This is a genomic window from Hypericibacter terrae, from assembly GCF_008728855.1.
GTDB classification, from domain to species: domain Bacteria; phylum Pseudomonadota; class Alphaproteobacteria; order Dongiales; family Dongiaceae; genus Hypericibacter; species Hypericibacter terrae.
The window spans coordinates 4,113,968-4,126,738 of the sequence record NZ_CP042906.1 but is presented as its reverse complement, the minus strand read 5'-3'; the positions used below and the strand labels follow the sequence as shown (position 1 = coordinate 4,126,738).

Genomic DNA, 12,771 nt, shown 5'->3' with positions numbered 1-12,771 from the left:
CTCCCCGGAACGGCAGGGCTGTCCGGGGAAACTCATGCATAACAGAACGCCATCTGGTTGGCTGGGACTTTGGGAGATGGCTTGCTTGGATTGACGGGCGGCGGGCGATCGATACGGTGGAAGGTTTTCCTGGTAAAGAGCGACTGGCCGACGAGTTCGGCCAGTCGCAGGAGGGGGATTTTCACGCTGTGGAGGCGCGCGCCGATGCGCAGGAGCAGATAGGCGATCATGGCGGCGAGGACCTGCAGCCGGATGGCATTTTCGTTGTTGCCAAGGAACTTGCGAATATCGAGATGCTGCTTGATCCAGCGGAACAGCAGCTCGATCTGCCACCGGGTCTTGTAGAGGGTGGCGATTTCCACGGCCGAGCGGGTCATATCGTTGGTGATGAGGGTGATGACGCCGCCTTTTTCGCGCCGGACCCGGATCCGACGCAGCCGGATCGCCAGCTTGGAATCGCCCTTACTGACGAGGCGGACCTCGGCGTCGTCGATGATCCTGAAGCCGTCGCCGACAATCTTCCGGAGCTTGCGCCGCTTGGTGGCGCGCAAGCGCATGTTGGACTTCGCGCGCGTGACGAAGACCGCCTCGGCGGCGTCGATCTGGCACCACCAACTGTAGCGACAATAGCCTTTGTCGAAGACATAGGTGGCTCCGGCCTCGATCGGCACGCGCCGGCCCACCTCGATGTCGTTGATGGTGGCCGGCGTGACCTCGACCGAGCAGGGGCGATCGGCCTTGGGATCGTAGACGACATGCATCTTCATGCCGCGGATCCGGCCGTTCCAGTCCGCCCAGGCGCAGACCTTGCCCAGCGGAATCGGCGAGGCGTCGATCAAACGCAGCATCTCGTTCCCTTCCTGGCGAGCCAGCCGATCCACCTCCTGGGAAAGCGTGCCAAACAGCCCCGCAAACACACTCACTGGACGGCGCGCATTGGCATCCGACAAGGTCGAACGAACCAGCTTCCCGACCCCCAGATGGTAGTGATGCTGGGAGTTGGCGTTGAAACCCGCCTCCACCCCCCGCAGGCTCTTGGCGTGGCTGAGCTGGGCGTAGATCAGCGCCACCAGATGATCCCAGCTCTTGAAGGATTTGTCGTAGGCATCGCCGTCGTGGCGCTCCACCAGCGTGCGGAATTGACGCCGATCGATGGGTTTCAGCAGGCTCACGAAGATGCTACCCATGTACTGCATGCCCGGTTCCCTTTCTGAGTCTCGACAACCAGAAAGTACCCGGAAAACCTCCGGAAAACCGGGCATGCGCCCGCGACCTATCGACTCATTCCCCGGACAGCCCTGCCGGAACGGGGGAGGGTGAGGGAGGGGGCTGCTCGGTTCATCTGCCCTCTCCCTGGCCCTCTCCCGCAAGCGGGAGAGGGGACAGCAGCACGGGCGCTATTCCGTCAGGACCAGCGTGTCCGCCGGATCCCAGGACATCCAGAGCTCGTCGCCGATGGCGACGTTCGGTGTCGTGGTTCTCGCCGCATTGGTGAGATTGACGCTCACCGGCACGCCGGTCGCGTTCTCCAGATAGATGTGGCTCTCATTGCCGAAATAGGCGACCTCGCTGACGCGCCCGCGCAGGCGGATGCGGTTGGCCGCCGGCTCCGATCGGCCGAGCTGCACCTTTTCGGGGCGGACGGCGACCGCGATATCGCCCGCCGCGGCACCCGAATAGGGCACCGTCACGCGGGTGATGCCCTTGAGATCGATCTGGATCTGGTTCCCGGCGACGCCGGCGACCTTGCCCTGGAACAGATTCATCTTGCCGATGAAATCGGCGACGAAGCGGCAGTTGGGGAACTCGTAGAGATCGGCCGGCGCTGCGATCTGCTTGACCTTGCCCTTCTCCATGACCGCGATGCGGTTCGCCATGGAGAGCGCCTCGTCCTGGTCGTGGGTCACGATGACGAAGGTGATGCCCACGGTCTTCTGCAGCCGCACCAGCTCGAGCTGCATCGCCTCGCGCAGCTTGGCGTCGAGTGCCGACAGCGGCTCGTCCAGCAGCAGCACCTTGGGCCGCTTCACCAGGGCACGGGCCAGGGCCACGCGCTGGCGTTGGCCCCCGGAAAGCTGGCTCGGCATGCGCTTGCCGAAATCCTGCAGCTTCACCAGCGCCAGCGCCTCCTGGGCGCGGGTCTTGATCTCGGCCTCCGGCACGCCGGTCACGCGCAACCCGTAACCGACATTGCGCTCCACGTTCATATGCGGGAACACGGCATAGGACTGGAACACCATATTGACCGGGCGCCGGTTGGGATTGACGCCTTCCATCGGCAGACCGTCGATAATGATCTGCCCTTCGGTCGGGATCTCGAAGCCCGCCAGCATGCGCAGCAAGGTGGTCTTGCCGCAGCCCGACGGTCCCAGCAGCGCGAAGAACTCGCCCTCGAGGATATCGAACGAGACATTGTCGACGGCTCTGACGTTCTCACCGAACTCCTTGGTCACGTCCTTGATCGAGATGATGGGCTGGGCGCTAACCATCGGCTTTGGCCTTCTTGTCGGAGCGAGCCTGTATCCACAAGGCGAGGATCGTCAGGGTCAGGGTCAGGACGATGAGCACGGTCGAGGCGGCGTTGACTTCCGGCGTCACGCTGAAACGGACCATCGAATAGATCTTGATCGGGAAGGTGGTCGAGCCCGGGCCGGTCGTGAAAAAGGTGATCACGAAGTCGTCGAGCGACAGGGTGAGGGCCAGAAGGGCGCCCGCGACCACGCCCGGGATCATGTAAGGGAAGGTCACGCCCCAGAAGGTCTGCCATTCGCTGGCGCCCAGATCGCGCGACGCCTCCTCCAGCGCAGGATCGAAGCCCGACATGCGGGAGCGGATCACGACCGCGACGAAGGGGGCCGAAAAGGCGATGTGGCTGACGGTGACGGTGAAGAGCCCGAGCGGGATCTTGAACATGGTGAAGAAGGCCAGCATCGCCACGCCGAGGCAGACCTCGGGAATGACGATCGGCAGATGGATCCAGCTGTCGAAGGGCCCTTTGCCGGGGAATTTGTAACGATGCAGGATCAGCCCCAGCATCGTGCCCAGGATCGTCGAGACCACCGTCGACATCGAGGCGATGGTGATCGTGTTCATGAAGGCGTCGTGCAGGCCGGTGTTGTTGAAGGCCTTCTCGTAATATTTGAAGGTGAAGCCCTGCCAGGTGATGTTGCGCTTGCTGTCGTTGAAGCTGAAGGCGATGAGCGCGACGATCGGGAAATAGAGGAAGATGAAGTTCGCCAGCAGCACGGCCTTGAGCCAGCGGCGGCGCGTGAAGTCGAGCGGCGCGATGGCCTCGCGGCGGCGACGGGGGCGGGTGCGGAGGGGGAGCGCGGTGTCGGTCATGTCAGTAGTTCACCGCGCCTTCGCGGCCCGCCAGCACGGCCTTCACCCAGAGGCAGATGAAGGTCACATACATCAGGATGAAGGAGATCGCGGACCCGAAGGCCCAGTCGCGCGCCGGCCCGAACTGCTGCGCGATCAGGTTGCCGATCATGATGCTGTCGGTGCCGCCCAGGAGATCGGGCGTCAGATAGCTGCCGAGCGCCAGGATGAAGCTGAGCAGACCGCCCGTGAAGATGCCCGGCAAGGCGAGCGGCACGGTGACCGAGAAGAGCGTGCGCCACTGGCTGGCACCGAGGTCGAGGCTCGCTTCGAGATAGGACTTGTCGAGCTTCTCCAGGGTCGCGTAGAGCGGCAGCACCATGAAGGGAAGGTTGACATAGACCAGGCCGACGATGACGGCGCCCTGGTTATAGAGCAGCTCCAGCGGTTGGAATTCGCCGAGAAGGCCGCCGAAGACCCAGTCGAGCCCGCTCCAGACCCATTCCAGGAAGAAATTGACATAGCCGTTGGTGCGCAGGACCGCGATCCAGGCGTAGGTGCGGATCAGGAGGTTAGTCCAGAAGGGCAGGATGACCAGCAGCAGCAGCAGGTTCTTGTAGCGCGGCGGGGCGAAGGCGACGCCCATCGCCAGCGGGAAACCCATCGCCAGGCAGATGGCCGTCGTGACCGTGGCGATCCACAACGATTTGAGGGTGATGTAGAGATTCACCCATTCCATCGTCCGTGCATAATTGGCGAACGAGAATGCGAGCAGGGTCTGGCCCAAGGGGCCGCGCTCGCCGAAGCTGTAGACCCAGACGACGGCGAGCGGGATGGTGAAGAAGATGACGAGCCAGGCAGTCGGGGGAATCAGCAGGACAAAAAAGACCAGTTTGTTCCTGCGCCAATCCTGCATGACTTAAGCGATCCCCCGACCGGTTTCCGGCTCTCTTTCGGCTCTCTACCGATTAGGAAGCCTGAATTTCCGTCCAGGCTTTGTCGTAGATCGGGGTGAACTCGCCCACATCCACCAGCGATTCGCTCTTGGCGACGACTTCCTCGGGCGGATAGATGGCGGGGTTCTCCAGGTCTTCCTTGGCGATATAGGCCTGCGCCGCCTTGTCGGCGGTCGCATATTTGATCGTGTTCGCGATCTCGGCATTCACCTGCGCATCGAGCAGGTGATTGAGGAAGGCATGGGCGTTGTCCGGATGGGGTGCGCCGGTCGGGATGCAGACATTGTCGGTCCACACCTGGGTGCCTTCATCGGGGACTACATAAGCCAGATCCTGATCTTCGGCCATGACCGAGATGATGTCGCCGTTCCATTCCATGACCAGGTCGCATTCGCCCGAGAGGAGCATGTCCTGGCCGCTGTCGGGGGCGAAGGCCTTGATGTTCGGCTTCTGCTTGATCAGCAGTTCCTTGGCCTTCTGGACCTCGGCCTCGTTGGTGGAGTTGATGCTGTAGCCGAGATAGATCAGCGCGATACCCAACACCGAGCGCATGTCGGCCAGGAGCGCGATCTTGCCGGCATGGCTCGAATCTTCGAACAACACCTTCCAGCTCTTCGGTTCCTGGACCTTCGACTTGCGGTAGCCGATGCCGATCGTGCCCCACATGTAAGGCACGCCGAACTTCAGGCCAGGGTTGAAGGCGGGATCCGAGAACTGCTTGGCGGGATTGATGTTCGCCAGGTTCGGGATCTTGGAATGATCGATCGCCATCAGCATGTTGAGCTTCGCCATGGATTCGATCATGTAGTCGGACGGGAAGATCACGTCATAGCCCGGATTGCCGGCCTTGAGCTTGGCGAACAGCTCCTCGTTGTTGGCATAAAGGTCGTACTGGACCGCGATGCCGGTTTTGTTGGTGAAGGTCTGCAACGTCGTCTGGCCGATATAGGTGTCCCAGTTATAGACGTTGAGCTTCTTCGCCTCTTCAGCCCACCCCTTCTTCGCAAAGGTGCTCAGGCTGACGCCAACGGCGGCGGCGCCGGTGCCGGCGAGGAAATTGCGACGCGAGAAACGGGGTGCCGAAAAACGGTTCATGATGAAATGCCTCCTGTCTGTTCATTCGCCAAGACCGGGCCGGCCCCGGGGGTCCGTTCGGACTTTCTCTATCTTCTGCCGGCAGGCCCTTTGGTCCGACCGCGTGAGGTTCGCACCGGCGAACCGTTCGATCATGGGCGCACCTACCATAGAAAGCCGGGAGAACGCGATCAACCCACTTGGCGGCGCCGACACCGGCACACGCCCCGGTCGCAGGTCTCTACGGTATTGAAAAATCAAGAGACTTTGGCAGGGGTGCCGATCTCGCCGTCCTGTTTGCGCAAGCGGCTCTGCGTCAGTTCTCCGGTCGCTTCCAGGATCGGATAGGCGACCGACGTGAGGTGCGAGTTGATACGCTTCAGGTCGCGCAGGATGTCGAGATGCAGACTCGACGTCTCGATGCTCTCGGTCTTGCCGCTGCGCAACCGGCCATAGTGGCCTTCCGACGCCGCCCATTCCATCTCGCGAAACGCCACTTTCTCTTCGAGGAGGCGGCGAGCGAGCTTCACATCGTTCGAGACGAACACGTTGAGGGCGAGCTTGAGGTTGTTCTCGACGCGGGCATGCATGTTGCAGATCTCGGCGAAGCCTTCCGCCGAGAAATGCAGCTTGTTCTTGATCTTCTTGGCCGCGAGCTCCATCAGGTTCTTGTCGATGATGTCGCCGATATGCTCGAGGTTGGTGGTGAAGGTGATGACGTCGATCGAGCGCTTCTGGTCGCCCTTGTCGACCGCGTCGCGGCTCATCTCGGTCAGATAGAGCTTGATGGCATGGTGCAGCTTGTCGACATCGTCGTCGAGCGCTTCCACCTCGCGCAGCAGCTTGCGGTCGTCATTGCGAAACACTTCGAGCGTCTGGCGCAGCATCTTCTCGATGATGTCGCCCATCCGCAGGGTCTCGCGCGCGGCATTGGCGATGGCGACCGCCGGCGAATCGAGTGCCGCGATGTCGAGATAATGCGGCTTGCCGGTCTCCTCGCCCCGCGGACGCTCGGGCAGCAGCTTGGTGCAGAGGCGCGCCACGAGGCCGATCAAGGGCAGGAACAGGATCGCGATCGCCAGATTGAAGGCGGTGTGGAAATCCGCGACCTGCCGCCAGGGCTCGGGTTCTATCCGCGCGACCCAGGGCGTGATCCAGGACAGCAACGGCAGGGCGATCACCACGCCGGTCAGGCGGAAGATCAGGTTGGCGAGCGGCACGCGCCGGGCTTCGGGGCCCGAGGTTGCGGTCCCGATCAGCGGCATCAGGGTCGAGCCCAGATTGGCGCCCAGGATCAGCGCGAGCGCCAGCGGCAACTGGATCAATCCGCCGCTGACGAAGGCGATCACCAGCAGGACCACGGCCAGGCTCGAGGTCGAGAGAACGGTCAGCAGGACGGCCATGAGGGCCGCCAGGAGCGGCTCGTTGCCCAGCGCCTCGAAGACCTCAAGCAGGATGCCCGAGCTGCGCACGGGTTCCGCCGCCATGGCAATGAGCCGCAGGGAGAGCAGCATCAGCCCCACCCCCACGATGGTCCGCCCGATATCTTTCAGCCGGGTGCCGCGGCTCATGGTGAAAACCACCACGCCCGCCAGGATCATGAGCGGCGCCAGCCCATGGGGCAGAAGGGACACGATCTGGGCCACGACGGTCGAGCCGACATCGGCCCCCAGCATCACGGCCAGGGCGGAGGCGGTTCCCATCAGCCCGTGGGAGGCGAAGGACGCGGTCAGCAGCCCGGTCGCAGTGGCGCTTTGCAGCAGGATCGTGATCCCCAACCCGGCCGCGAAGGCGGCGAACCGGTTGCGCAGGCTGCGGCCCAACCGCCGGCGCAGATCGCCGCCGAAGGCGCGCATGACGCCGGTGCGAACCATGCGCAAGCCCCAAACCAGCAGCGCCGCCGCGCCCAGCAGGTTCACGAGAAAGTCGGTGCCGTTGATGCTGGCCTCCTTGATTGGCCTGCGGGCGCTGTTTCGACCTCGGGCGAGGCCGGCGGCGGAAGGACAGCGCGGGTCGAAGCGCCGTTGCCTGGATCATCGCGGCGGCCGGCACTGGCCGAAGTCGATGCCCGTCGGAGCGCTGTCGAACGGCATAACGCCGCTGTCACATAAATGCAATATGCCCGCCCGGCGGGGACCTCAACTGTGCCGGCGCGGCCGGAATCGGTCCCCTGGCGACGAGGCGTTCTACCGACGGCGCGGGGGCGTCTCGGCCATGCCTCGCTCGGTGACGAACTGCCGGCTCAGCACATGCTCGGCATGCTCCATGCGCCAGGAGAGCATCTTCTGGGCGCAAGCCAGCATCTCGCCGGCATAGGCCGGATCGCCGGCAAGATTCTTCTGCTCGAACGGGTCCTTCTCCAGGTCGAACAGCAGCGGCGGCAATGCTGCGAAATGGACATATTTGAACCGTCGCCCACGCAGCACCGCCAGCTTGCACTGGTCGCTGGAGATGCCCAGGGTCGATTCCGGGATCTGGTGAACGATGTCCTGGAAATCGAACTCGTAATGAGCTTCCTCGCGCCAGGGCGCGACCGGCTCGCCCTCCAGCATCGGGATCAGCGAGCGGCCGTCGCATTGATGCGGGATATCCCGCCCGAGCCATTCGAGGATGGTCGGCATCAGATCCACGGCTTCGGTGAAGCGGTCGATCTGCTGGCCGCGGGTGCCGTCGGCGACGCGCCGCGGATCGCGGATGATGAGCGGGATGTGATAGGCCTGATCGAAATAGCCCGATTTTCCCCACATCCAGTGATCGCCGAGCATCTCGGCATGATCGCAGGTGAAGATCACCAGGGTATGCCGGTCTTCGCCGGTGGCCTTGAGGTGCGCCATGATGCGACCGATCTGGTCGTCCACCTGGGTCATCATGCCGTAATAGGTCGCCCGCAGCTGGCGAACTTCGGGCTCCCCGATCTCCAGCAGGTCATCCGGGTAATGCTCGTCGAAGGCCCCTTTCTCGCGCAGGCTGGCCAGCGCCAGCTTGAGGAAGGGATGCTGCTTTCCTTCTTCCTCGGCATCGCTCGCGCGCACCGCCATGGCGAGCTGTGCCGGATCGTAAAGCGCATTATAGGGTTCCGGCGCGATGACTGGCGGATGCGGGCGCAGGAACACCGCATGGACGAACCAGGGCTGGTCGCTTCGCACCGAAAGCCAGCGCAGCACGGCATTCGCCATGAAGGTCGTTTCGCTGTCTTCCGCCGAGAACAGCGTCGGCGCGAACGAGTGCCCGCGACCGGGCGGCCGGACGAAGCCGGCCCTCGGCTTATAGACATCCCAGCGATCGCGGAATTCATAGCCCTTCGCCTTCAGGTCGGCGATCCAGGGCGCCATATGGTCGGGCAGTTGAAGCCCAACCGTCATGCCTGGCAGCACGCCTTCATAAGTCTTCAGGACCGGATCGTCCGGCGCGTAGCGGCGCGGGTCGGGCGTCGTGTCGGTATAGCCGAACAGGGTGGGATCGTAGCCCGCCTTGCGCACTTCCAGCGCGATGTTGGTGTGGCGGCTGTCGAGCGGCGTGCCATTGCGGCCCGAGCGGTGATTCATCAGATACATGCCGGTCAGCATGCTGGTCCGCGACGGCCCGCAGGGCGAAGCTTGCGCGTAATGGCGGCGGAACAGCACCCCCTCGCTCGCCAGCGCGTCGAGATGCGGGGTCTTGACGACCGGATGGCCGACGGCGGAGAGGCATTCGGCGCGCCACTGGTCGGCGCTGATGAAAAGCACCTTGCGGATCGGCAGGTCGGACATGATCGGTCGCGTTTCTTCTTGAACGGGGCGAGCGGAGCGCGGGGCCGCTCGCGGCGTGATTCCGGAGCAGCCCCCAGCCTAGCCTATCGATGTGTCAGGTCACGCCTTGATTCGTGACATGGACGGGTCGTAAAGCGCGTCGAGATGGATCTGCGCCGGCACGCGCTCGGCCGCCACCTCGAGCTCGTAGCGTCCCGACTTCAGCCAGTCGGTCGGCACGCCCTCGGGATTGCGCACATAGCCATAGCCGATGTTCCGGTCGACGGTGTAGCCCCAGCCGGCGCTGGTCAGCCAGCCGACCTGCTTGCCGTCGCGGAAGATGGTCTCACGGCCCAGCAGCACGATGGCCGGGTCCTGGATGCTGAATCCGGCCAACCGTTTCTTGAGCGGGCCCAGGGCCTGCTTGGTGAGAGCCTCGCGGCCGAGGAAGGGCGTGTTCTGCTTGAGCTTGACCGCCCAGCCGAGTCCGGCCTCGAGCGGCGTATGGTCGGGCCCGATATCCGACCCCCAGGCGCGGTAGCCCTTTTCGAGCCGCAGCGATTCGATCGCCCGATAGCCGGCATTGACGATCCCGTGCGGCTGGCCCGCCCCCATGACCGCGTCATAGACGGCACCGGCGCATTCGACCGGGAAATGCAACTCCCAGCCCAGTTCGCCGACATAGGTGACGCGCAGAGCCCTGACCGGGGTCCCCGCGATCATGACGGTCTGCCAACTGCCGAAGGGAAAGGCCGCATTGGAGAAATCGGCGCCCGACACGGCGCTCAGCGTGTCGCGCGAGCGCGGACCCATGACCGACAGCACGGCGAAGGCCGAGGTCACGTCGATCAGCCGGGCGTCGAGCCCCTGCGGGATGGCCCGCTCGATCCAGGAGAAATCGTGCGTCGCGAAGCCGGTCCCGGTGATGATGTAGTAGCTTTCGTCGGTCAGGCGGGTGACCGTGACATCGCACTCGATTCCGCCCTGGCGGTTCAGCATCTGCGTATAGATCAGCCGTCCCGGCGCCTTGGCGACATCGTTGGCGCAGATCCAGCTCATGGCCAGCTCCGCATCGCGCCCGATCATCATGAATTTCGCGAAGGAGGTCTGGTCGAAGACGCCGACGCGCTCGCGCACCGCCCGATGCTCGGCGCCGACATGCTCGAACCAGTTCTGGCGCTCATAGCTGTAGATGTCCTTGGGCTCGACGCCGTCGGGCGCGAACCAGTTGGGGCGCTCCCAGCCGAGCTTCGAGCCGAAGCAGGCGCCTTGGGCCTTCAGCCGCTCATAGAGCGGCGAGACGCGCACCGGCCGCGCGCTTTCGAGCTCTTCATGCGGCCAGGCCATGCTGTAGTGATGGGCATAGGCCTCGAGCGTGCGGGTCAGCACCCATTGCGGGTCCTGATGCACCGAGCCGAAGCGGCGGATATCGACCGGCCAGAGATCCATCGGCGGCTCGCCCGCCGCGACCCATTCGGCCAGCGCCTTGCCGGCACCACCGCCCGACGCGATGCCGAAGGCGTTGAAGCCGGCGCCGACATAGAAGTTCTTCAGCTCGGGCGCCTCGCCCAGGATGAAATTGCCGTCGGGCGTGAAGGATTCGGGGCCGTTGATGAGCTGTTTGATGCCGGCAGTCTCGAGCGCCGGGATGCGGCCCAGCAGACGCCCCATCATCGGCTCGAAATGGTCCCAGTCGGATTCCAGCAGCGAGAAATGGAATCCCTCGGGAATGCCCTTCAGGGCCCAGGCGATGGGATTGGGTTCGTAGCCGCCCACCACCAGCCCGCCGACCTCTTCCTTGCCATAGATGAGCCGATCGGGATCGCGCAGGGTGGGGAGATTGCGCGGCACGCCGTCGATCGGCTCGGTCACCAGATACTGATGCTGCACCGACTGCAACGCGACATTGACGCCGCAGAGCCTGCCGACCTCGCGCGCCCATTGTCCGGCGCAATTGACGACCACATCGGCCGCGATGGCGCCCTGGGCGGTGACGACACCCGTCACCCGACCTTGTTTCGTAGCAATCGCGGTGACGCGGCAATCCTCGATGATGGTGACGCCGCCGGCGCGCGCACCCTTCGCCAGCGCCTGGGTGATGTCTGCGGGATTGGCCTGGCCGTCGGTCGGCAGGAAGGCGGCTCCCACCACATCGTCGACGCGCATCGGCGGCCAGAGCTTCTGCGCTTCCGACGGTGTCAGCACCTCCATGGCGAGGCCGAAGCTGTGCGCGGTGGTGGCCTGGCGCTTGATCTCGGTCAGACGCTCTGGATTGCAGGCGAGGCGCAGGCCGCCATTCATCTTCCAGCCGGTCGACAGGCCGGTTTCCGACTCGAGCCTGCGATAGAGCTCGACCGAGTTTTTCAGGAGCTGGGTGATGTTGGCCGAGGTGCGGAGTTGGCCCACGAGCCCCGCCGCATGCCAGGTCGAGCCGCTGGTGAGTTTGTTGCGCTCCAGCAGCACGACCTCTTTCCAGCCCAGCTTGGCCAGATGATAGGCCGTGCTGCAGCCGACGATGCCGCCGCCGATAATGACGGCGCGGGCATGGGTGGGAAACGACGCCATTCTCGTCAACCTCAATGATGTTTCAATGAATCGTAGGCTTGCTGAAATCTTGCGCGGTAATCGGCGGTGTAGGCGGCATAGTCGAAATCGAGAGTCGAGAAGGACTCCGCGATCATGCTCCATAGCGTCTCGCGCAGGAGCGAGGCGCATTTCATCGCCTGGTAGCGATGGCGCAGCTGGTCGTCGACCGGCCGCTCGAAATAGGCGCCCAGCAGCCATTCCTCGTCCGCCGGCGCCACCTCGTTGTTGGAGCAGAGATTGCCGAGGTCGAAGAGCGCGCTCGAATAGCCGGCATAGTCGTAGTCGATCAGCCAGAGTCGGCGTCCGTCGTCGATGAGATTGCCGCAGAGCAGGTCGTTATGGCCGAAGACCAGCTCGACAGGGCCCAGCCGCCTTTCGAGATCCTCGGCGATGGCGAGGAGGGGCGGCAGCTCCTTGACGCGCGGGCTGCCGGCGTCGCGCAGGCTCGCCGCATAGTCGCGGAAAATATGAAACGGCCAGAACATCAGCACCGGTCCTCGCAGATGCCGTGGCAGCTCGTAATGGCAGCGCTTCACCAGCGGCAGGATCCGCTCCAGCATCGGGCGCGGGCGCACCGCTTCGGGCGTCAGCGTCGTACCCTCGATGAAGTCGAACACGATGGCACCCGGCTCGTGATGGAGCACCGCCGGTGCCAATCCGGCCGCATGGGCCGCCCGGCTCGCGGCCAGCTCCGCGAAGCGCATCACGCCATGGACCGGGATGTCGTCACCGATCCGGACGAAAAAGCGCCGTCCGCGATCCCGGACCTCGAAATTGGCGTTGGTGATTCCGCCCTTGAGCGCGATCGGCTCCACGGGTCCCGACCAGAACCTCAGGGCCGCAGCCCGGGCCAGCGGATCGAGCGTCGTCATCGCCACCCTTGCCGAGGCTGTTCTTGTTCTTGGTGCTTCAGGCAGCGGCGAAGCATGGACCCCCCGCCCACCGCTTCGCCGCGCCCCCAACGCTCCGGTATCGCGGCCCCCCGCCGCGCTGCCGTCACGGTCGCCCTTTGAAAGGCGTTTCTTGACGGGTGATTGCCCCCACTCACTCGCAAGAGCCATACCTTCCGGTGATTGCCCGCCGCGAACCATTCGATTCCGAAAATT

9 protein-coding genes are annotated in these 12,771 nt (G+C 64.2%); all 9 read right to left on the bottom strand.

Translation table 11 applies throughout. The features are described 5' to 3' along the window. Positions 1-32: 32 nt before the first annotated feature. The 9 genes from FRZ44_RS18790 to FRZ44_RS18750 all read right to left on the bottom strand — a co-directional run bounded on the left by FRZ44_RS18790 (position 33) and on the right by FRZ44_RS18750 (position 12,537). Positions 33-1,196 (bottom strand): IS4 family transposase, encoded by a 1,164-nt coding sequence (locus tag FRZ44_RS18790; RefSeq protein ID WP_151175693.1) that lies wholly within the window; start codon positions 1,194-1,196, stop codon positions 33-35. Positions 1,197-1,397: 201 nt separating this feature from the next. After that, the gene (locus tag FRZ44_RS18785) at positions 1,398-2,489 is read right to left on the bottom strand and encodes an ABC transporter ATP-binding protein (protein WP_151178620.1); all 1,092 of its coding nucleotides are present in this window, start codon (positions 2,487-2,489) and stop codon (positions 1,398-1,400) included. Continuing rightward, positions 2,482-3,342, bottom strand: a complete 861-nt coding sequence (locus FRZ44_RS18780) for an ABC transporter permease (protein ID WP_151178619.1) — start codon at positions 3,340-3,342, stop codon at positions 2,482-2,484. The genes FRZ44_RS18785 and FRZ44_RS18780 overlap by 8 nt, the downstream gene beginning before the upstream one ends. Before the next feature lies 1 nt (position 3,343). After that, positions 3,344-4,237, bottom strand: coding sequence for an ABC transporter permease (locus FRZ44_RS18775; protein ID WP_151178618.1), 894 nt, complete (start codon positions 4,235-4,237; stop codon positions 3,344-3,346). A gap of 52 nt (positions 4,238-4,289) precedes the next feature. Continuing rightward, on the bottom strand, positions 4,290-5,372 hold the full coding sequence (locus FRZ44_RS18770) for an ABC transporter substrate-binding protein (RefSeq protein ID WP_151178617.1): 1,083 nt from the start codon (positions 5,370-5,372) through the stop codon (positions 4,290-4,292). A gap of 236 nt (positions 5,373-5,608) precedes the next feature. Beyond that, positions 5,609-7,270 (bottom strand): Na/Pi cotransporter family protein, encoded by a 1,662-nt coding sequence (locus tag FRZ44_RS18765; protein ID WP_225308340.1) that lies wholly within the window; start codon positions 7,268-7,270, stop codon positions 5,609-5,611. 267 nt (positions 7,271-7,537) lie between these two features. Then, positions 7,538-9,100: an alkaline phosphatase family protein gene (locus FRZ44_RS18760; protein WP_151178615.1), complete on the bottom strand. Its 1,563-nt coding sequence runs from the start codon at positions 9,098-9,100 to the stop codon at positions 7,538-7,540. 99 nt (positions 9,101-9,199) lie between these two features. After that, complete coding sequence (locus tag FRZ44_RS18755) at positions 9,200-11,644, bottom strand: GcvT family protein (RefSeq protein ID WP_151178614.1); 2,445 nt, start codon at positions 11,642-11,644, stop codon at positions 9,200-9,202. A gap of 11 nt (positions 11,645-11,655) precedes the next feature. Beyond that, entirely contained in the window at positions 11,656-12,537 is an 882-nt protein-coding gene (locus tag FRZ44_RS18750; RefSeq protein WP_151178613.1) for a phosphotransferase, read from the bottom strand. Positions 12,538-12,771 lie beyond the last annotated feature (234 nt).

Bases quoted from the DNA above. Each gene is read 5' to 3' on its own strand.
- FRZ44_RS18790 (WP_151175693.1), bottom strand. From the start codon at position 1,196: ATGCAGTACATGGGTAGCATCTTCGTGAGCCTGCTGAAACCCATCGAT.
- FRZ44_RS18785 (WP_151178620.1), bottom strand. From the start codon at position 2,489: ATGGTTAGCGCCCAGCCCATCATCTCGATCAAGGACGTGACCAAGGAG.
- FRZ44_RS18780 (WP_151178619.1), bottom strand. From the start codon at position 3,342: ATGACCGACACCGCGCTCCCCCTCCGCACCCGCCCCCGTCGCCGCCGC.
- FRZ44_RS18775 (WP_151178618.1), bottom strand. From the start codon at position 4,237: ATGCAGGATTGGCGCAGGAACAAACTGGTCTTTTTTGTCCTGCTGATT.
- FRZ44_RS18770 (WP_151178617.1), bottom strand. From the start codon at position 5,372: ATGAACCGTTTTTCGGCACCCCGTTTCTCGCGTCGCAATTTCCTCGCC.
- FRZ44_RS18760 (WP_151178615.1), bottom strand. From the start codon at position 9,100: ATGTCCGACCTGCCGATCCGCAAGGTGCTTTTCATCAGCGCCGACCAG.
- FRZ44_RS18755 (WP_151178614.1), bottom strand. From the start codon at position 11,644: ATGGCGTCGTTTCCCACCCATGCCCGCGCCGTCATTATCGGCGGCGGC.
- FRZ44_RS18750 (WP_151178613.1), bottom strand. From the start codon at position 12,537: ATGACGACGCTCGATCCGCTGGCCCGGGCTGCGGCCCTGAGGTTCTGG.